This window comes from Zoogloea sp. (assembly GCF_044344315.1).
Lineage (GTDB): Bacteria > Pseudomonadota > Gammaproteobacteria > Burkholderiales > Rhodocyclaceae > Zoogloea.
Map to the genome: position 1 here is coordinate 1 of NZ_JBIJDC010000025.1, position 20970 is coordinate 20970.

At 65.6% G+C, this 20970-nt stretch carries 16 protein-coding genes and 1 tRNA gene; 9 read left to right on the forward strand and 8 right to left on the reverse strand.

What is annotated here, in order from left to right; all coding sequences use genetic code 11:
- Positions 1-49 precede the first annotated feature (49 nt).
- A tRNA-Arg gene (locus tag ACIQ09_RS07695) sits at positions 50-126 on the reverse strand.
- 239 nt (positions 127-365) lie between these two features.
- On the opposite strand from ACIQ09_RS07695, the gene ACIQ09_RS07700 reads away from it, so the two are divergent.
- From ACIQ09_RS07700 to ACIQ09_RS07735, 8 genes are all read left to right on the forward strand, one after another.
- Positions 366-1142 carry an alpha/beta fold hydrolase gene (locus ACIQ09_RS07700; protein ID WP_398307862.1) on the forward strand — a complete coding sequence of 259 codons (777 nt, stop codon included), beginning with the start codon at positions 366-368 and terminating at the stop codon, positions 1140-1142.
- Between the two features lie 35 nt (positions 1143-1177).
- Entirely contained in the window at positions 1178-2170 is a 993-nt protein-coding gene (locus tag ACIQ09_RS07705) for an NADPH:quinone oxidoreductase family protein (RefSeq protein ID WP_398307864.1), read from the forward strand.
- A gap of 75 nt (positions 2171-2245) precedes the next feature.
- A complete protein-coding gene (locus ACIQ09_RS07710) occupies positions 2246-3154 on the forward strand; it encodes a LysR family transcriptional regulator (RefSeq protein WP_398307866.1) in 909 nt (302 codons plus the stop codon).
- 296 nt (positions 3155-3450) lie between these two features.
- Positions 3451-6750 carry a PAS domain S-box protein gene (locus ACIQ09_RS07715; protein WP_398307868.1) on the forward strand — a complete coding sequence of 1100 codons (3300 nt, stop codon included), beginning with the start codon at positions 3451-3453 and terminating at the stop codon, positions 6748-6750.
- Between the two features lie 152 nt (positions 6751-6902).
- On the forward strand, positions 6903-8993 hold the full coding sequence (locus ACIQ09_RS07720; protein WP_398307870.1) for a formate dehydrogenase subunit gamma: 2091 nt from the start codon (positions 6903-6905) through the stop codon (positions 8991-8993).
- A 9-nt stretch (positions 8994-9002) separates the two neighbouring features.
- Positions 9003-11855 (forward strand): formate dehydrogenase subunit alpha, encoded by a 2853-nt coding sequence (fdhF, locus tag ACIQ09_RS07725; protein ID WP_398307872.1) that lies wholly within the window; start codon positions 9003-9005, stop codon positions 11853-11855.
- Positions 11856-11862: 7 nt separating this feature from the next.
- Positions 11863-12087, forward strand: coding sequence for a formate dehydrogenase subunit delta (locus ACIQ09_RS07730; protein WP_398307874.1), 225 nt, complete (start codon positions 11863-11865; stop codon positions 12085-12087).
- Positions 12088-12212: 125 nt separating this feature from the next.
- Positions 12213-12638, forward strand: a complete 426-nt coding sequence (locus tag ACIQ09_RS07735) for a YbaN family protein (RefSeq protein WP_398307876.1) — start codon at positions 12213-12215, stop codon at positions 12636-12638.
- 4 nt (positions 12639-12642) lie between these two features.
- Here ACIQ09_RS07735 and ACIQ09_RS07740 read toward each other — a convergent pair whose 3' ends face one another.
- Positions 12643-13230 carry a DUF3429 domain-containing protein gene (locus ACIQ09_RS07740; protein ID WP_398307878.1) on the reverse strand — a complete coding sequence of 196 codons (588 nt, stop codon included), beginning with the start codon at positions 13228-13230 and terminating at the stop codon, positions 12643-12645.
- A 436-nt stretch (positions 13231-13666) separates the two neighbouring features.
- Here ACIQ09_RS07740 and ACIQ09_RS07745 point away from each other — a divergent pair, with 436 nt between their 5' ends.
- Positions 13667-14368 (forward strand): VIT family protein, encoded by a 702-nt coding sequence (locus tag ACIQ09_RS07745; protein ID WP_398307880.1) that lies wholly within the window; start codon positions 13667-13669, stop codon positions 14366-14368.
- Positions 14369-14569: 201 nt separating this feature from the next.
- Here ACIQ09_RS07745 and ACIQ09_RS07750 read toward each other — a convergent pair whose 3' ends face one another.
- From ACIQ09_RS07750 to ACIQ09_RS07775, 6 genes are all read right to left on the reverse strand, one after another.
- Positions 14570-15826 (reverse strand): hypothetical protein, encoded by a 1257-nt coding sequence (locus ACIQ09_RS07750; protein WP_398307882.1) that lies wholly within the window; start codon positions 15824-15826, stop codon positions 14570-14572.
- Between the two features lie 10 nt (positions 15827-15836).
- The gene (locus tag ACIQ09_RS07755; RefSeq protein WP_398307884.1) at positions 15837-16985 is read right to left on the reverse strand and encodes a YbdK family carboxylate-amine ligase; all 1149 of its coding nucleotides are present in this window, start codon (positions 16983-16985) and stop codon (positions 15837-15839) included.
- Positions 16982-18238, reverse strand: coding sequence for a cation:proton antiporter (locus ACIQ09_RS07760; protein ID WP_398307886.1), 1257 nt, complete (start codon positions 18236-18238; stop codon positions 16982-16984). The genes ACIQ09_RS07755 and ACIQ09_RS07760 overlap by 4 nt, the downstream gene beginning before the upstream one ends.
- Positions 18235-19467, reverse strand: coding sequence for a cation:proton antiporter (locus ACIQ09_RS07765; protein WP_398307888.1), 1233 nt, complete (start codon positions 19465-19467; stop codon positions 18235-18237). The genes ACIQ09_RS07760 and ACIQ09_RS07765 overlap by 4 nt, the downstream gene beginning before the upstream one ends.
- 620 nt (positions 19468-20087) lie before the next feature.
- The gene (locus ACIQ09_RS07770; RefSeq protein ID WP_398307890.1) at positions 20088-20315 is read right to left on the reverse strand and encodes a hypothetical protein; all 228 of its coding nucleotides are present in this window, start codon (positions 20313-20315) and stop codon (positions 20088-20090) included.
- Between the two features lie 58 nt (positions 20316-20373).
- Positions 20374-20961, reverse strand: coding sequence for a hypothetical protein (locus ACIQ09_RS07775; RefSeq protein WP_398307892.1), 588 nt, complete (start codon positions 20959-20961; stop codon positions 20374-20376).
- Positions 20962-20970: the final 9 nt, after the last annotated feature.

The following is a 20970-nucleotide window of genomic DNA, read 5'->3' on the forward strand; positions in this document are numbered from 1 at the left end:
ATGCAAAAAAGAAGGGGACCGTGTTTCCACAGTCCCCTTCTTTCGTGTTTGGCGCGCCCGGCAGGATTCGAACCCACGACCCCTTGGTTCGTAGCCAAGTACTCTATCCAACTGAGCTACGGGCGCACTTGAGAGACCGAGATTATACACACGCTCGAAGAAATTGGAAGCCTTTCGTTGCAGTTAGTTGTTTTTATCGCTGGCGCCGCCTTTTTTACCCCGAACGCGGGGCACATTACGGGGCCCGGCAGGATGAAGAAACCGGGTCATTGCACAATAATCGGCGTGCCCGGGCAGTTGATCACGGCACGAACAGGACAGGCGGACAACAGCCGCCGGATACGCATCAGGAGACGCACACCTATATGAAGAAGCATCTAGACCTCAACGGCAAGGCCATCGAAGTCCAGCGCCTTGCCTCCGCCCATCCCCGGCCGAATGCACCGGCCATGATCTTCCTGCACGAAGGCCTGGGCTCCATCTCCATGTGGCGCGACTTTCCCCAACGGCTGGCCGATGCCACCGGCTGCGAAGCCATTCTCTACTCGCGCCATGGCTATGGTCAGTCCACGCCCCTCTCGGCACCGCGGGATGTGCGTTACATGCACCATGAGGCCCTGGATGTCCTGCCCGCCCTGCTCGATGCCCTGAATGTGGACCGCCCCTTCCTGTTCGGACACAGCGACGGTGGTTCCATCAGCCTGATCCATGCGGGTGGGGCCGGACGCGCCCTGTCCGGGGTGGTCGTGCTGGCGCCCCATGTTTTCGTCGAGGACGTGGCCCTGGTCAACATCCGCCACGCCGGCGAAGCCTACCGGCTGAGTGACCTGCGCAGCCGGCTGGCCCGCCACCATGCGGACGTGGACTCCGCCTTCCACGGCTGGAACGACATCTGGCTGCATCCGGACTTCCGCGACTGGAACATCGAGGGCTACCTGCCCGCCATCGCCTGCCCGGTCCTGGCCATCCAGGGCGAAGACGACGAGTACGGCACCATGGCGCAACTCGAGCGGATTGCCGCAGGAGCGAAGGATGTGGATCTGGTCAAGCTGGCCGACTGCCGCCATTCTCCCCACAAGGATCAGCCCGATGCGGTCATCGACGCTGTTACTGGTTTTGTTGCACGCCAGCAGGGCGACTGACGCCCTCCCCTGCCCCAATCTCCAGGACTCCCTCCATGCGTGCCTATATATGTAATGCCTTCGGCCCCCTCGACACCCACGGCCCCGGCGCCCTGCCCGCGCCCCAGCCCGCCGACGACGAAGTGATCATCGACGTGGCCGCTGCCGGTGTTAACTACTACGACACCCTGATCGTGCAGGGCAAATACCAGATCCGTCCGGGCTTCCCGTTCTCGCCAGGGGGTGAGTTTGCCGGCACCATCGCCGCCCTGGGCGCCGGGGTGACCGGGTTTCAGCTTGGGCAACGGGTGCTCGCCTTCAATTCCTACGGCGGCTACGCCGAACGAGCCCGTGCCCGGGCGCGGCAGGTTTTTCCCTTGCCCGATGCCGTGTCCTTTGATCAGGCGGCGGCAGCCCTGGTGGCCTACGCCACGGCCTGGTTCGCCCTGTACGACCGGGGGCGCCTGAAGGCCGGGGAAACGGTGTTGGTCCTCGGCGCTGCCGGCGGCGTCGGCCTGGCCGCCGTGCAGATCGCCCGGGCGGCAGGCTGTACGGTGATTGCTGCCGCCAGCACCGCGGACAAGCTCGCCCTGTGCCAACAGGCGGGCGCGTCCATCGGCATCAACTACCGCGAGGCTGACCTGAAGGAAGCCGTCAAGGCAGCGACCGCCGGCCGCGGCGCCGATGTGGTGATCGACGTGGTAGGTGGCGCGTTCACGGAGGCTGCCGTGCGGGCCACCGCCTGGCGCGGCCGGGTGCTGGTGATCGGCTTTGCCGCCGGCGACATTCCCCGGGTGCCCGCCAACCTGCTGCTGCTCAAGGGCTGCGAGCTGTCCGGCGTGTTCTGGGATGAGTTCCTGCGCCGCGAACCGGACGCCTGCCATGCCCAGGTCGCCGCCATCCTGGCCGGGATTGCCGATGGCACCCTGGTTCCACCCATCCACGGCCGTTACACCATCGAGCAGGCGGGCGAGGCCCTCCGGGTGCTCGCCGAGCGTCGGGTGACCGGCAAGCTGCTGATCTGCCCCGGCGCTGGATCGACTTTCTGAGGCAACGCCCATGAGGCCGTGTATAACGGGATTCATCGCGCCGTCAGCGCACTTCTTCCCTGTATGGCTCAGCCCATGATCGCCCGCAAGTATCTCTACCTCATCGCCCTCGCCCGGGAAAAGCACTTTGGCCGTGCCGCGGAGGCCTGCCATGTCTCGGCGTCTACGCTGTCGGCGGCCATCCGCGATATCGAGTCGGAGCTGGGGGTCACCATCGTGGAGCGGGGGCAGCAGTTTTCAGGACTGACGCCCGAGGGCGAACGTGTACTCGAGTGCGCCCGCCAGATGGCCGCCCGGGCCGAAGGCTTGCGCCAGGAGCTTGCCCAGATGCAGGATGGGCTGGCCGGGCGGCTGTGCCTGGGGGTGATCCCCACGGGCCTGACCGCCGTAGCCACCCTGACGGCCGCCTTTGCCCGCCGACATCCGCTGGTGGACGTGGAGGTGCTGTCCCTGAGCACCCAGCAGATCCTGGCCGGGTTGCGGAGTTTTGAACTGGACGGCGGCATCGCCTACCTGGAATCCACGTGCCCGGATTTGGATGCGTTGCCCCTGTGGTGCGAGAACCACGTCCTGTTGACCCCCCAGAATGGCCCCTTTGAAGGGCGTGACTGCGTCACCTGGCAGGAGGCGGCGCAGATTCCCCTCTGCCTGCTCACCCCCAACATGCACAACCGCCAGACCATAGATGCGGTTTTTGCCAGCCTGGGCCAGAAGCCGCGGCCGACCCTGGAGACCGACTCCATTGTCAGCATCCTGGCCCATGTCAGCGCCGGTCACTGGTCGAGCATCGTGCCCCGGGCAGTGCTGGATCTGATTGGTGTTCCCACCGGTACGCGGGTCTTTGACCTGCGCGAGCCGGTCGTCGAATGGGCGACCGGCCTGCTGGTCCTCAACCGGCAGCCCCGCTCGCCGATGGTGGAAGCCCTGATGAACGAAGCCCGTGCCCTCCGCCACGGCATGCAGGACAGCACCCGCATCGAGTGAGGCCAAGCGGCGGCCTCCGGGCGATTGCCTCATTGTGGCGCAGATGCAATTGGCAAATCAGCCAAACACGGCAAAATCATGGACTGGCGCACTGTATTGGTGCAAAATCACGGCTTATACCTCCTTATAAGTAGAGTTGGTTCTGCAGTCTTTTACAGACATCTGCATCTCCGCTTGAAGCCGCGCCCCCTCTTGCATTCAGTGATCAAGGTCCAGTGGTAAAGGAATCCGGCCTCCAGGCGACCGGGGTTCCCGCGAAAGCGTCCAGGGGCAACCGCCCCCAGTGGCTGCGTTTCGTGCTCCCCTTGCTCGTTCTCTCCCTGCTGATCGGCATGGTCGGCACCGTTGGGTATCGCTACCTGAGCGAGGAGATCCGCCGCGAGACCCACCGCACCCTGGCGGTGATCGCCGAGCAGAAGCGGCAGCAGATCGAAGTGGCCCTCAACGCCACCCGCATTGACGCCGGCCTCTATTTCTCCAGGCATTCCCAGCTCGAAATGCTCTTCGGCCAGTGGCTGGACGGTGGGCGCCGCAATGGCCCGATCCTTGAGCGCATGCAGTTCCTGATGGCCGAGCTGGTGCGGGTGCGGGGCTGGAGCGGGCTGGCCGTGCTCGACGGTGAAGGCAAGCCGTCCCTCGTGGTGGGAGAGGCCGATTTCCGCAACCATGCCGAACAGGTCAGGAACATCCTGAAGCAGCCGCGCATCGAGCTCGTCGACCTCCACCGGGACAGCCACGGACAGGTGATCTACGGCATCCTCGCGCCCATCGGCGGGGCCGGTGGCACCCCGCGGGGCGTGGCCTACCTCACCTGGCGGGCTGACCGGGCCCTCTACCCCCTGGTTGAGTCCTGGCCCGTTCCCACCCGCACGGCCGAAACCTACCTGGTCCAGCGTGATGGCGAGGGCGTGCGCTTTCTGACTCCCCTACGCCACCGCCACGACGCCGCCCTTACCCTGACCCGGCCCCTTGACACCCCCAATCTGCCTGCCGCCCGGGCGGTACAGGGCGAGCACGGCATCCTCGAGGGCGGGCTCGACTACCGCGCCGTACCGGTGCTCGCCTACGCCGCCGCCGTAGCCGGCACGCCGTGGCTGATGATCGCCGAGATCGACGAGACCGAGGCCTATGCCGGTATTCGCACCATGGCCTGGGCCACCGCTCTGGTGGTCGGTTTCGGCCTGCTGCTGGTCTATTCCGCAAGCTACCTGCTGTGGCGCCGCAACCGGGAGCGCCAGGAGCTTGCCGCGCTGCAGGCCCAGCGGGCGGCCGAGGCACGCTTTCGCGTGATCTTCGAGCAGGCCCCCCTGGGCGTGGCCCTGCTCGACTCGCGCAGCGGCTGCATCACCGAAACCAATTCGCGCTACGCCGAGATCGTCGGCCGTCCGCCTGAGGCACTGGCCGGGCTGGACCCGGTACGCCTCACCCACCCGGACGACATCGGCGAGAGCCTGGGGCAGATTGCCCGCCTGGGCCGGGGCGAGATCAATGGCTATCGCCTGAACAAGCGCTACCTGCGCCCGGACGGGTCGGTGGTGTGGGCCAGCGTCACCTGCGCCCCCGTGCAGGTGGACACCGAAGAGGCACCCCGCTACCTGGCCATCGTCGAGGACATCACCGCCCGGCGCCTGATGGAAGAGCGCCTGCGCATCAGCGAGGAGCGTCACCGCCTGCTGGCCGACAACGCCATCGACGTGATCCTGACCATGGACCTGGAGGGCCGTTACTCCTACGTCAGCCCCTCCGTCGAGAAACTGCGCGGCTTCACCATCGAAGAGGTCATGGAGCAATCCATGGAAGACGCCCTCACCCCGGAATCCCTCGGCATTGCCCGGGCCTACTTTGCCCGCTTGCATGCCAACCTGGCCGCCGGGCTGCCGCCGGAGCCCTTCCGGGGCGAGCTGGAGCACCGCTGCAAGGATGGCTCCACCGTGTGGACAGACGTCACCGCCAGCCCGCTGCTGGGTACCGATGGGCACTTCGTGGAGATCCTCGGGGTGATCCGCGACATCAGCGAGCGCAAGTGTTACGAGCACGAACTGCGGCAGGTCTATGACGCCGCCGAAGCCGCCAACTCAGCCAAGAGCGAGTTCCTGGCCCACATGAGCCACGAGATCCGCACGCCCATGAACGCCGTGCTGGGTCTGGCCCAGGTGCTCGAACGGGAGCCCCTCGCCGACAACCAGCGCGACATGGTCGAGCGCATCCGCAGCGCCGGCCAGTCCCTGCTCGCCATCCTCAACGACATCCTTGACCTGTCCAAGATCGAGGCCGGCCAGCTGCGCATCGAATCGCGCCCCTTCGACCTGCCAGCCCTACTCGCCAACCTGGACAGCCTGATGGGCCAGGTGGCCCGGAGCAAGGGCCTGTCATTGCGTCTCGAGGCCCCCTCCAACCGCCTCGGCCCGCTGCTCGGCGATGGGCTGCGCCTGGAGCAGGTGCTGTTCAACCTCACCGGCAACGCCATCAAGTTCACCGAGCAGGGCGAGGTGGCGGTCCATATCAATACCCTGGAAAGCAGCGCCAGCGAACTGCGGCTGCGCTTCGAAGTGCGCGACACCGGCATCGGCATCGCCCCCGATGCCCTGGCCCGTCTGTTTGCGCCCTTTGCCCAGGCCGATGCGGGCATCAGCCGCCGCTTTGGCGGCACCGGGCTGGGGCTGTCCATCTGCAAGCGCCTGGTGGAACTCATGGGCGGGGCCATCGGCGCCGAAAGCCAGGTCGGCCAGGGCAGCAGCTTCTGGTTCGAGCTCCCGTTTGCACGGGGAAATGAAAGCGAAGCCAGCACGCTGGCGGCCGCGCCACCCAGGATTCCGTTCGGCCCGCGCCTGGTGGGCGCCCATTTGCTGGTGGTGGACGACAGCGCCATGAACCGGGACCTGGTGGAGCGCGCCCTGCACCTGGAAGGCGCCACCGCCACCCTGGCCGCCGACGGCCTGCAGGCCGTGCAACTGCTCCAGACCCGGCCCGAGCGCTTCGACGCGGTACTGATGGACGTGCAGATGCCGGTCATGGACGGCCTGGCCGCCACCCGCATGATCCGTGGCCAGCTGGGCATGATCGAACTGCCCATCATCGCCTTCACCGCTGGCGTGCGCGACGACCAGCAAGCGGCAGCGCGGGCGGCGGGTGCTGACGACGTGCTGGCCAAGCCCATGGATCTGGAGCAGATGGCCGTGCTGCTGTCGAAATGGATCCAGCCCCGTCAGGCTGTCTCCCTGCCGCCGGCCCGGAACAAGCCCGAAATCGTCGAGGCCTTCCCGGAGATCGCCGGCATCGACAGTGAGCGCGCCAGCCAGCGTCTGAGCCGTGACCGGGACATGTTCATCGGCCTGCTCGAACTGTTCGTCCACGACAACACCGACGCCGTGGCCCAGACCCGCGAGGCCCTGGCCGCGGGGGACCGGGAAGCGGCCTCCCGACGCATGCACACCCTCGCCAGCAACGCCGGTTTCCTCTGCGCCCTCGACCTGATGGCCGCCGCCCGGGTGCTCGAACAGGCCATCGACCAGGGCGAGGTCGACCTGGATGAACGCCTCGATACCCTCGAAAAGGGCATCGCCGATCTGGTGACCGCCAGCGCACCCTGGCGCTGAGTGGCGGGCCCGGGCGCCCGTCACATTACCGGGGCCTTCGCCGCAGCCGAACGCCTCTTCGATATTTCCCGATTCCCCCACCGTGAGCGGGGGCATACCATCCTTGATGAACCCGCTGCGCACCTTGTGTGCCGCCCTGATCAAGGAAACCCATGCCCCAGGCCACCGTCACGTCTCCGCCCCTGAGCGACGCCGCGCGCGAGGCGATTACCCACGCCCTCGCCACCCACGCATCCCGTCCGGGTGCGCTGCTGCCCATCCTCCACGCCATCCAGGATGCCATCGGCTGGGTACCGGCGCAGGCCGTGCCCCTCATTGCCACGGCCCTCAACCAGAGCCGGGCCGAGATCCACGGCGTGATCAGCTTCTACCATCACTTCCGCAGTACGCCGCCCGGGCGGACGGTGGTGCAGGTGTGCCGTGCCGAATCCTGCCAGGCCCGGGGTGGCGTGACCCTCGAAGAACACGCAAGGCGCAGCCTGGGCATCGACTGGCATGAGACCACCGCCGATGGTGCGATCAGCCTGGAGCCGGTGTACTGCCTGGGAAACTGTGCCTGCTCGCCTTCCATCCGGGTCGGGGACGAGATCCTCGGCCGGGTCAGTTGCGAGGGTTTTGATGCGTTGGTCGATACGCTGAGGACGTCTGAAATCACCTCGGAGGGGGAGCCTGAGGAGGGCGTCAGCACCCCGGGCGGTATCCGAATCTACGTCCCGATGGATTCCGGCGCCCTGGCGGTCGGGGCTGAAGAGGTCGCTTCGGCCATTGCCGACGAAGCCGCCGCCAGAGGCGTCCACATCGAGCTGATCCGCAACGGCTCCCGCGGACTGTACTGGCTGGAACCGCTGGTGGAGGTGGAAACCCCCGCCGGCCGTCTGGCCTACGGACCGGTGACACCGGGCGACGTCCCCGCCCTGTTCGAGGCCGGCTTTCACACCGGCGGCATGCACCGCCTGGGGCACGGCCTCACCGAGCACATCCCCTTCCTGGCTGGCCAGGAGCGCCTGACCTTCCGTCGCGTGGGCATCACCCGCCCGCTGTCCCTGGATGATTACCAGGCCCACGGTGGCTTCGAGGGCCTGAAGAAGGCTGTCACCCTGGATGGCGCCGCCATCGTCAAGGAGGTCACCGACTCCGGCCTGCGCGGCCGTGGCGGTGCAGCCTTCCCCACCGGCATCAAGTGGAACACCGTGCTCCACGCCGCCGGCCCCGAAAAGTACGTGGTGTGCAACGCCGACGAGGGCGACTCCGGCACCTTCTCAGACCGCATGCTGATGGAGGGCGACCCCTTCTGCCTGATCGAGGGCATGGCCATTGCCGGCCTGGCGGTTGGGGCGACCCAGGGCTACATCTACCTGCGCTCCGAATACCCCCACGCCTTCCAGACCCTGCACAAGGCCATCGACCTGGCCCGGGCTGCCGGCTGGCTGGGCAGCGATGTGGCTGGTTCCGGCCGGGCCTTCGAGCTGGAAGTGCGCCTCGGTGCCGGCGCCTATGTGTGCGGTGAAGAGACCGCCATGCTCGAAAGCCTGGAGGGCAAGCGCGGCGTCGTGCGCTTCAAGCCGCCCCTGCCGGCCATCCAGGGCCTGTTCGGCAAGCCTACGGTGATCAACAACGTGATGAGCCTGGCGGCCGTACCACTGATCCTGGCCCGCGGCGCCGCCTTCTACCGGGACTATGGCATGGGCCGCTCCCACGGCACCCTGCCCTTCCAGCTGGCCGGCAACCTGCGCCACCCGGGGCTGGTGGAGAAGGCCTTCGGCATCACCCTGCGCGAACTGCTGCTGGATTACGGCGGCGGCTCGGCCAGCGGGCGACCGATCCGCGCCGTGCAGGTGGGCGGCCCCCTGGGCGCTTTCGTGCCGGAATCCCAGTTCGACGTGCCACTGGATTACGAAACCTACGCCGCCATGGGCGCCATGATTGGCCACGGCGGGCTGGTGGCCTTTGACGACAGCGCCGACATGGCCCAGCTGGCCCGTTACGCCATGGAATTCTGCGCCACCGAGTCCTGCGGCAAGTGCACGCCCTGCCGCATCGGCTCCACCCGCGGTGTCGAGGTGATCGACCGCATCATCGCCGGCGACAACCGGGACGCCAACCTCGACCTGCTCGATAGCCTTTGCGACACCATGCTCCACGGTTCCCTGTGCGCCCTGGGCGGCATGGCCCCGTATCCGGTGAAATCCGCCCTGACCCATTTCCCGCAGGATTTCGGCATCACGCCGGTCACTGCCGAGTAAGGAAGCCCCATGTCCCTGCCCCGCGAAGCCGACTACGGCACCCCGGCCTGTGATTCCGCGCAGTCCGTCAGCCTGCTCATCGATGGCCAGCCCGTCTGCGTGCCTGCCGGCACCAGCATCATGCGCGCTGCCGGCCAGAGCGGCTGCGCCATCCCCAAGCTGTGCGCTACCGACAGCCTGGAGCCCTTCGGCTCCTGCCGCCTGTGCCTGGTCGAGGTGGAAGGCCGCAAGGGCTACCCGGCCTCGTGCACCACGCCGGTGGAGGCCGGTATGGTGGTGCGCACCCAGACGCCAAAGCTGGCCGAACTGCGCCGCAACGTGATGGAGCTGTATATCTCCGACCACCCGCTGGACTGCCTCACCTGCCCCACCAATGGCAACTGCGAGCTGCAGGACATGGCCGGCGTGGTGGGTTTGCGCGAGGTGCGCTACGGCTTCAAGGGCGAGAACCACTTCGAATGCAGCCAGAAGGACGAATCCAACCCCTACTTCAGCTACGACCCGGCCAAGTGCATCGTCTGCAACCGCTGTGTGCGGGCCTGTGAGGAGACCCAGGGCACCTTCGCCCTCACCCTCTCCGGCCGGGGCTTCGATTCCCGCGTGTCGCCGGGGCAGAGTGAATCCTTCATGGACTCGGAATGCGTGTCCTGCGGCGCCTGCGTCAATGCCTGCCCCACCGCCACCCTGACCGAAAAATCGGTGATCCAGCTCGGCCAGGCCGAGCGCAGCGTCACCACCACCTGCGCCTATTGCGGCGTGGGCTGCTCCTTCAAGGCTGAGGTCAAGGGCAACCAAGTGGTGCGCATGGTGCCGGCCAAAGATGGCGGCGCCAACGCCGGCCACGCCTGTGTGAAGGGCCGCTTTGCCTGGGGTTACGCCACCCACGCCGACCGCATCACCACCCCGATGATCCGCCCGAGCATTGACGCGCCCTGGCAGAAGGTCAGCTGGGACGAGGCCCTGGCCTACGCCGCCGGCGAGTTCAAGCGCATCCAGGCCAAGTACGGGCGCAGCGCGGTGGGCGGCATCACCTCCAGCCGCTGCACCAATGAAGAGACCTACCTCGTCCAGAAGCTCGTGCGTGCCGCCTTCGGCAACAACAACGTGGATACCTGCGCCCGGGTCTGCCACTCCCCTACTGGCTACGGGCTCAAGCAGACCCTGGGGGAGTCCGCCGGCACCCAGGACTTTGCCTCGGTGCTCAAATCCGACGTGGTGATGGTGATCGGCGCCAACCCCACCGACGGCCACCCGGTGTTCGGCTCGCTCCTCAAGAAGCGTATCCGCCAGGGGGCAAAACTGATCGTCGTCGATCCCCGTGCCATCGATCTGGTGCGCTCGCCCCATGTGGCCGCGGCCCATCACCTCAAGCTGCTGCCGGGCACCAATGTGGCCATGGTCAACGCCCTGGCCCACACCATCGTCACCGAAGGCCTGGTGGCCGAAGCCTACGTGGCCGAACGCTGTGAAGGCCCGGCCTTCGAGGCCTGGCGTGAGTTCGTGTCCCGCCCGGAGAACTCACCCGAGGCCGCCGAGGCCGTCACTGGCGTGCCGGCGGCGGAGATCCGTGCCGCCGCCCGCCTCTACGCCACCGCCGGCAATGGCGCCATCTACTACGGCCTGGGCGTCACCGAGCACAGCCAGGGCTCCACCACCGTGATGGGCATCGCCAACCTGGCCATGGCCACCGGCAACGTGGGCCGGCCGGGCGTGGGGGTGAATCCCCTGCGCGGCCAGAACAATGTGCAGGGCAGCTGCGACATGGGCTCCTTCCCCCACGAGCTACCCGGCTACCGCCATGTGTCCGACGCCACCACCCGCATGCTGTTCGAGTCGGCCTGGAACGTGAGCATCGACCCGGAGCCCGGGCTGCGCATCCCCAACATGTTCGAGGCAGCGCTGGACGGCAGCTTCAAGGGCATCTACATCCAGGGCGAGGACATCGTCCAGTCCGACCCCAACACCCAGCACGTGGAAGCCGCCATGGCGCAGATGGAATGCGTGGTGGTTCAGGACCTGTTCCTCAACGAGACCGCCAAGTGGGCCCACGTGTTTTTGCCGGGCTCCAGTTTTCTGGAGAAGGACGGCACCTTCACCAATGCCGAGCGGCGCATCTCCCGGGTGCGCAAGGTGATGCCGCCCCTGGCCGGCAAGGCCGACTGGGAAGCCACTCTGGCCCTCGCCGACGCCCTCGGCTACCCGATGCACTACAGCCACCCGTCCGAGATCATGGACGAGATCGCCCGCCTCACACCGAGTTTCCATGGGGTGAATTACGACCTGCTCGAAACGAAGGGCAGCATCCAGTGGCCGTGCAACGAGGCCGCGCCGGAAGGCACGCCGACCATGCACGTGGGCGGCTTTATCCGCGGCAAGGGGCGCTTCATGCTCACGCCCTATGTGCCGACCACCGAAAAGGTCACCCGCCGTTTCCCGCTGATTCTCACCACCGGGCGCATCCTCAGCCAGTACAACGTGGGCGCCCAGACGCGGCGCACTGCCAACACGGCCTGGCATGACGAAGACCGGCTGGAGATCCATCCGGTGGACGCGGAAGACCGGGGCATCAAGGAGGGGGACTGGGTCGGCATCGCCAGCCGGGCCGGCGAGACGGTGCTGCGCGCTACGGTGACGGAGCGGGTCCAGCCGGGCGTGGTGTACACCACCTTCCACTTCCCGGAGTCCGGCGCCAACGTGATCACCACCGACAACTCCGACTGGGCCACCAACTGCCCCGAGTACAAGGTGACCGCCGTACAGGTCACCCTGTGCGCGCAGCCTTCGGAATGGCAGCAGCGCTTTGCCCGCCGCCGCGAGCAGCAGCACGGCTTGTTGAAGCCGGCCACCACCGACGCAGGCTGAGACCGCCATGAATACCGACTACGTTCTCCGCATGGCCAACCAGATCGCCGACGCGCTGGGCATCAATCCGGACCAGGAGCAGGCCGTCCGCGATCTGGCCGATCATCTCAACCGCTTCTGGGAGCCGCGCATGCGTGGCGCCCTGCTGACCCTGGCCGCCACCCCGGACGGCGCGGCAAGGCTGTCGCCGCTGGTGTGCCGGGCCGTGGCGGCCCTGCGGCCCCCGCCCTGACGCGGGCGGACCACCCGGGAGCGACAAGGCCCGGGCGCTCCGGGCTGGTCCGGCACACGGCCCCCGCCCTATACTTGCGGGCCGGGCCGCCGTGAAAGGCCCCGCGACCTGCCTGAACCCCGCCGATGCCCCTGCCGGAAGACTCCCCCGCCACCACCGATGCCGCCCCGCCTCCCGGGCTGTCACGTCTGCAGCGCACCTTGCTGACCGCCGCGGGCCTGCTTGCCCTGTTTCTTGGCGTGCTCGGGATCGTTCTGCCCGGGCTCCCCACGACACCCTTCATTCTCCTCTCGGCCGCCTGCCTCGCCCGCTCGTCACCGCGGCTGCACCAGAAGCTCGTCACCAACCGGCACCTGGGGCCGCTGGTGCGGGACTGGGAGGCCAATCGCTCCCTGCCCCTGAAGATCAAGTGCTTGTCCACGTCCATCATGGGTGGCATGGTGGCCCTGTCGGCCTGGCAGTTCGCTGGCCGGCCAGGCCTGCAGGCCCTGGTGCTGGCCCTCGGGGTCGTGGGCTGCATTGTGGTCTGGCGAATCCCCACCCGCCGCTGAACACTCACACGGCCATATGCGTCCTCGCAGGCGCAGGAAGGATTTGCGTCGACGTGGCGGCTCCCTTCAGCCACAGGTGCGGATCCGCCATATCTGACCCGTTCCCCGCCATGACGGGAAGCATCAGGGACAAACTCGCAATCGCGGTGGCCACGAAACGCAGGGGCAGATACCACCCGGGCATGGCCAGGCGGCGCACGGCGCGGACATCAAAGCCCAGGTGCGCCCAGAACGCCGTCGCCAGCACCAGCAGATCGGGCCCCGGCATCAGCAGCATGGCTGCCCAGCCAAGCAGGGCGGGCACCACGCTCCAGCCGATCATGATCTTCCGGTCCCGCAGCGACGCCGCCGGGTGGCTCAGGGCAATTCCCCAGTGTAGTGCGCCGACGAAGGAGAGGATCACCGCGCCGTAAGCCACCAGCGGAAAGTGAAACAGCGCCGCGTGGGCACCGTCCATTACCACCGAGCCGCCCGACAGCGCGACAAAGGGCAGCAACCCACCGCCCACAAGCAGGCGCGCCGTGTTGGCCGGGATCAAATCGGCCCCCATCGGGGGGGCTGCGGATGTTGCTGATGCGCGGGGACTGTTCATGTCGCCTCCACAAGGGTCCTTGGGGTGAAGGGCTGCGCCCGCCCGCTGAAGGGCCGGATCACATTTTTTGCCTGCATACTAAAATCAATGTTTGTCCAGGACAATTATAGGTCGCAAAACGGGATTCAAAATTGTTTGATGGATTAAATCCAATAACACCATGATAACTATGCGAAGTTTTGAAAAAGACTTCGATCTGCTTTCTGCGGACAGGACAAGAATCTTGATTTTTGTCCACAACAAAATAGAATTTGGTCGTGCAGCGATGTGCTCTCCACACTTTTCCCACCGCGTCGCTGTCACCTTGCTCTTCGCTTGAGTCGGGCCGACCCTTTTGGGGTCGGCCTCTTTTTTTCATCGCACAGTGCTTCGATTGTCCCCCTATGGAGTAGGGTTATCCGTCTCCAACCCCTCTCCTCACCCAGGACCTTCCGCCATGATCCCAGGACATCGTCACGACGAACGCCATCGTAGCGACCGCATCGGCTGGCTGCGCGCCGCCGTGCTGGGGGCCAACGACGGCATCGTGTCCACTGCCAGTCTGGTTGTCGGCGTGGCTGCGGCCAGCTCCGATCATGGCGCCATCCTGCTTACGGGGATTGCAGGCCTGGTGGCCGGGGCCATGTCCATGGCAGCGGGCGAGTATGTCTCGGTGCACTCCCAGGCCGATACCGAGAAAGCCGATCTGTCGCGGGAAAGGGTGGAGCTTGAGAACTCACCGGAGGCCGAATTGCGCGAGCTTGCCGGCATCTATGTGGGACGCGGGCTCGACCCCGAACTGGCCCGTCAGGTGGCCCAGCAACTCACCCGCCATGACGCCCTCGGCGCCCATGCCCGGGACGAGCTGGGCATCTCCGACACCCTCTCGGCCCGCCCGGTGCAGGCCGCGCTGGCCTCGGCTGCCAGCTTTGCCGTCGGTGCCGCCCTGCCCCTGGCCGTGACGGCGCTGGTGCCCGGTGAGGGCTTGATCCCCTCCGTCTCCGTCACCAGCCTGCTCTTCCTGGCCCTGCTGGGCGTTGTCGCCGCGAAGGCCGGCGGCGCAAGCCCGTGGATCGGCGCCGTCCGGGTCAGTTTCTGGGGTGCCCTCGCCATGGCCATCACGGCGGGCGTGGGCCGCGCGTTTGGTACGGTGGTCTGAGATACTGTGTCTGGCAGCGCAGGGCCTCTAAAGGCCCCGCTATCTCATCGGAGTCCGCGGTCGAATGAACTCGGACCCCACGGACTCAACAGTCAGCATCCGCGCCTCGGCAAAGCCCCATTCGCCTCACCCTTCAAGTGGCTAGTGTCTCATCACATGGAATAGCCTGGCGTCCCTGGCGGCGCCGAGGATGTGTCCCGATTACCGCTGTCCACTATCCGCCACTCGTGGTCGCGCAGCTTCCTCCCAGAAATTGCGCAGACTTGTCATCAGGAGCGGGGAATGTCGCTCGGCGTGGGACGCAAAGACAGCAATCACTGTCCCGTAATCGAAGTCCACGTAAAGGCTGGTGCCGTAAGCGCCAACGATCGCCGTTCGGTGACCGCGACGCCCGGGATGGGCAAAGCGGTATTGCCAACCCGTGTCCGGCCCCAGGGCACGCACTCCGGCAGGCGTTGCATCGCTCGCATCCGAGGGGTTGGCGACCGAGTCGATAAACCATGCCGGCGCCAGGCTTCTTCGGCCAGGGCGATTGCGGGCGTCAAGAAAGGCCTGCCCGAGGCTGGCAAAGTCACTGAGGCTGAGCGCGAGGCCGTCGGCAAGTGGCGTACCGGTCGCGTCTGTCGCCCAGAAGGCGGGGCTTCGCGACCTGATGCTCGCCTGCAGGTCGCACAGCAACTCAGGAGCGGGTTTCTTCCACGCCTTCTCGACAGCCCACAGCAGAAGCTCACCTTCCGGGCCGGCCAGATCACTGACCGAGTCGTCGGAGGTACGCGGCCATGACGGACGGGCACCCAGCCAGGCCCGCACGCCCCCATTTCCACCTTGCGCCCAGCCTGCCTCCTGTCGCCAGCGCGTGATGTCGGCATCAGACCATTGCAGGCCGGTACGGCCGTCAAGCAAGCGCTGCAAGGACAGCTTGCCGAGGTCGCGCGCGCCTGCGAGCTCAGGAAGAACCCGGGTGATGGCCTTCTCCCGGGCAACCCGCCCTTCCGCAGCCGCCTTCGCCAATTGCATCACCAGGATCGGGCGAGTCGCTTCGAGAAGAAGCCTCGGCTGGGTGGGGTCGAAGCCGGAGCGCCGGTAATCGAGTACAACCCGCCCCCGCCGAAGAATCAGCACACCATCTGCGTCGATCCGGTTATCCAGCACAAATCGAAGGGATCGGAGCCTGCCGTCAGCAGGGTCCGTCAGCTGAAGGCGATCCGGGTCGAGTCGTTGCGTGGCTGCGGGTCGGGCTGGCGGGCTGGCCGTCGGCGTGACACTCACCCCATGAATGAAACGTGGCGCCTGACCCAGGCCAAACCGGATGTTTCCCGGGCTCAGCCAGTTGTCCGCCCTCACCGCTTGGCCTGCCAAAGCCGCCGGCGGGACGCTGTTGGAGAGCTTGCAGGGCTCTGCGGCGAGAACTCGCGTTGAAACGAGCAAGGCGAAGAACAACAGCGATTGGGTCGGCACTGAGGGCACCCTATGCATGAGGTCGATAACAGGAGGGCTCGGCAAAACGCGCTACTGCGGCCCGGGTGAGGTCGTGAAAATTACCTGCCGCGGTCGCGGTTCTTCGCAGCCAGCCCGCATCACCGAACTGACTTGCCGCCAATGCCCGCAGGCTCTCCAGCTGGCGCCGGCAGCCCAGATCGTCGGCGTCCCTGGCCAGCGTATCAAGAAGGTCAAGCAGGCATTTACCAAGGGGCTCAGTGCAACGCTGAATCGGGTCAGCCAGTTCGGCCTTGAAGCCGAAGCGGCAGGCCTGGAACTTGTTATAGCGGGCAACGAGGGCCTGCATCGCAGGCATCACCGGGGGCCGCTCCCGCAGCAGATAGCAGGCCAGGCATTGCGCAAAGGCAGCCAACTCAATGGCGCGATCAACGGACAGTGGGGTGTCACACACCCGGACTTCCACGGTGCCGTACTCTGGTTTGGGGCGCACATCCCAGTAGAGATCCTTGATGCTCTCGGCCACGCCGCAGGACTGGAGCAAACTCATGTGATCCACAAAGGCGTTCCAGTCAGTCACGTCGGGCGCCTGCCCCGAGAGCGGAAAAGCCGACACCGCGTTGAGCCGGGCGGACTCGAAAGCGGTATCTGTTGCGTCCAGGAAAGGCGACGATGCGGACAGGGCCACGAAGTGCGGCACATAGCGGTTGAGCGCATGGGTCAGCCAGATGGCATCGTCACCGGATGGCACACCGATATGGATGTGCTGGCCGAAAACGGTGAACTGCTTGCTCAGGTAACCATAGCGTTCATTCAGGAAAGCGAACCGCTCACCGGGGCAGATCCGTCGCTCGGGCCAATGGTGAAACGGGTGGGTTCCACCCCCACAGATTGCGATGTTGTTGCGCTGGCAATGGGTGACCAGCACGTCACGCAGGCCATCCAGATCCACTGCGATGGCCGTCACATCCTGCCGCGGCCTGGAGTTCACCTCAATCATGCTCTCGGTGATCTCCAGCTTAATTTCGCCAAAGCGGTCGTCGTAACGCAGGCCGCCGAGCAAGTCGGTGGCAGCGCGGGTCAGGTCGTAGTCCCGAAGCGACACCAGTTGCAGCTCCAGCTCGACGCCGAGGGTCAAGGGGCGACTGGAAGTGAAACTCAGCCTGGAAAGGTCACTCATCGTTGTCGCCCTGCTGGAAGGGGTTCCGTCTCACCGGCCTTGTGCAGCGCGTATTTGCACATCTGCGGCCCGGCAAACTCCATCAGCGCGGCGGCCAGTAGCGGCAGCAGGAGGGCCTGGCCGCTGACTTCCGGGTAGATGGCGGCCAGCTCGGCCGCCATGAAGATTGCAGTCGCCGAGAGGGGCTGGATGCCGATGCCCACCAGACGACGCTTGTCAGCGGGCAAGTCGTGGCGCCCGGTTGCCATGACGCCGGCAAATTTTGCCAGGCCGCGCACGAGGATCAGTCCAAGAGCTTGCAAGCCGGTGACCCAGCCCAGCTCATCGAGCGGGAGCATGGCACCTGTCACCACGAAAAGCACGATGGCGAGGATCCAGTGCCCCTGGGGCAGACCGGTATAGGCCAGCACCTTGTCCCGATCCGCCAGATTCAGCGCCGCGCCCATCATGAAGAGGCAAAGGAACACCGGTACGGCGAGCATCCTGGCCACGCCGATGGCGAGTAGCGCCATCGCCACCAGGATGAACACCTGGGCCACCGAACCCTTGGCCTGTCGGCCCGCCAGGATCAGGGCGAGCCGGGCACACAGCATCCCGATGCCGATACCGCCACAAACAACCCACAGGGGATGGGCGAGTACATTGAGCCAGTCGCCAGACTGCTCGGCGTGCACGACCCCGAGCACAACCGCGAAAACAACAAAGGACAGGGCACAGTTGATGGCAGTGAGCAGCAATGTGCGCTGGGTGACCTGCCCTTGGGCACGATTCTCTTCAGCGGTGAGCAGCACCACGGCCGGCGCTGAAGCCATGGTGATGGCCGCCGTCGCCGCACTCCAGCCAGGGCTGAGGCCGACGGCGAGATAGGCGAAAACGAAGATGCTGACAAAGGCCAGGCCCGACTCTGCGGTGGCACTTCCCAGCAAGGATCGGTTGGCCCGCAGCCACCCCAGATCCAGATTCCGCCCGGTTTCCAGCAACAGCAGACCCAGTGCCGCATCGGCCACCGGTTTGGCCATCGACAGGGTCTCCTGATCCAGCCACCCAAGCATGCCAGGCCCCGCAAGGGCGCCAGCAAAAACGTAGCCAACGATACGGGAGAGCCCAAGCGTCCGGAACAGGGCTTCACCTGTCAGCAGACCGGCGACGAGTAACAGCGCGAACAGGGCGAGGGGGTCGAGCTGCTCGGGAAAGGGCGGCAGGAAGAATAGTCGGTCCTGCAGGGCCTCCCACGCCTGGTGTATGAACGTCATCGGGTCACGGCTCCTTGTGAAGGGCTTTTTCGACGCGCCACGTACCGTCTTGCTTCACCAAAACCGCGAACAGCTGACTGGGTGCAGATCGGACCAACAAGCTGCATCAACACGATCGCGCCCATCAGGGTGCCTGCGAGAGCGGGGCCAGTGCCCCCATCCAGCGCGCCGGCATCGCCGAGCAGCACAAGTGCCACGCTGGACATGGGGAGCAGTCCCACTGCGGTGAAGAAAGCATCCTTCGACGTCCCGCCCAGGTGCCGGCCCGTGAAATACAGGGCGGCCCATCGAGCCCCAAATCGGGTAAAGACAAAGGCCAATGCCATCGGCCAGTAATCAAGCAGCAGTCCCAGCTCAAGCGCCGCACCGGCAAGAACAAAGGTCACGACGAGGAATACACGCGCATCCGAGGCAATCCGGATCGCGATCACCTGCTTGTGACGATCGGCAAGCCGGGTACCGATCCCGAAGGTGAGCAATGCCAGCAAGGGAGACATGTCGAGACTGAGCGGCAAGCCGGTTCCAATGATGATCAGCCCGAGGAGCATGAGATGCTGGTGCTCCGCATGCGGCCCCAGCCACCCGGCGCTTCTGCAGGCCACGAAAGACAGGCCGAAGCCCAGAAGCAGGGACGCAGTGACATGAACGAGTGCGTCGATGTATCCCGGCCCGGCGTCTGCCGTGCCGCCGGCAACCAGCATCGGCAGGATGATGGTGATGGCAGCAAACGCAACACAGCCGTTGAGCGCAACCAGCCCGAACAAGCGACTGGTCAAGGGCCCTTCCGCACCGATATCGCTGCTGGTGGCGATCGTGATCGCCGGCGAGGTCGATGCCGCAATCGCCGCTGCAAACAGCGCTTCAGCCAGATCAAAACCGAACAGGCACATGACGCCCGTCACCAGGGCAAAAACGGCACTGGTCTCGGTGGCACTCAGCAAAATCAACTTGCGGTCCAAGCCTTGCCCTGTCAGCGGAAAACGATGCCCCAGTTCAAACAGGATCAGACCGATGGCGGGATAGATGAAGAACTGCGCCGAACCCAGGATGTAAGGATCCACCCATTGCAGACCACTGTTTCCCATCAGCAGGCCAAAGAACACATAGCCGGTGGTACGTGGCAGGTTGACGAGCCTACGGCTGAGTTCTCCACTCGCCATGCCGCCCAAAAGGAGCAAACCGAAGAGCAGCAGGGGGGAGGTTTCCAGATCGCGGATGTGCGGGTACACGGGGTTTACATGAGAAAAGGGGTGGCTTGCTCAGCCCAGACCGCATCAGGTCTGCAGGAAACCCAAGGGCGTCGCCCCCCGAAAGGCGCTACTTCGCAGGATGATTACCATCGACGAAGCGGTCCTCTGGGTTGGCTGAAAACGGCTCTTTCAGGGAATCATTTGTATAAATATAATTTAGACAAATGAATTTCGCAAACATCCCCCCCTCACGTCCCGGACTGTGAGGCCATAATCAAGCTGTCTTCCTCAGTTTGAAGTCATCTTGTTCTCCACATCTTTTCTTCGATGCGGAAAGTCCGAACAGGATTGAGCCACGACCGCGCCCACCTTCCAGATGCCAGGTGCGCGTGACGATAGTCACGGAGATTGGTTGGTGACACAAAATTATTTGTGCACTGCACAATAATTTGATCTATCATTCAGTTGTCTCCTCCACCCTCCTCCTTTGGTGTGGAATTCAACCCGAGCGCCTCACGGCCCTCGGGTTTTTTTTCGGCTCAGCGCGGCGCTACTGTGTCCATCGCATCTGAACTGCACCGTAGCCATCCACTGGCACACAAAAAAACACCCCCAAGATCATGAATCCAGGGGGTGGCGGGCATATCAAGCTCAAGCGCTTATTCGGAGGTCTTCTCGATCTCGCGGTCGCTAACGTCGCCGACAGTCAGGCCACCGACGCTGCACAGGGGACTGCTATCGGCGACCATCGTGCTGCCGACAGCGGCGATGTGGATTCCCATGGGGGGGCTGCGCTCCTCCTCCCCCATGCCGACACAGCTACTGAGGCTGAGGGCAAGGATCAGGGCCGTGAAGGCGCAGCGGGTGTATCCGGATGAATTTCTCATGAGCGGACTCCTTTGATTCCCCCACGCCGGCACGCCGGACAGGGGGAATCCATGCTGCTTACTTGAGGCGGGCCTTGGCCTGTTCCATGCACTGATCCTTGGCCGCACCGGCGAGGGTGCTGCACTTTTCCTTATCCACGGCGTAGCGGGCGTCCTGCTTCTCGGAGGCGGCGTCCCCGCGGGCGTCGGAGGACTTGGCGCGCGCGTCCTTGTGGGCTTCGGCGGCCTTCTCGTTACCCGCTGCGGTGGCGGCGGAGCTCTTCATGCGTGCCTTGGCATCGGCTTCGGCAGCCGTCCTGGCGGACTTGGCCTCCTTCACGCACACATCCTTGGCATTGCCGGCCATGTCGTCGCAGCGCTCCTTGGCCACGTCATAGGTGGCTTCGGCCTTGGCCACCTGGACGGCGTGGTGCGCTTCGCGACTGGGCTTGTAGCTGGCTTCAAGTTCAGCCATGGAAACCCGCTCCTTGCCCTTGGCATCGGCTATGCAGATGTCGTTGGCGTTGCCGGAGACGGAGCCACAGGCGGTGCGAGCCGACTTGTACTCGGTGGAGATCTTGTCCTTGGCTCCCTTGTAGTCGTCGCGGGAGAGGGTCTGGGTGGCCTCCGCCATGGCGCCTGTGCTGGCGAGCAGCGTGATCGACAAGGCCAGCAG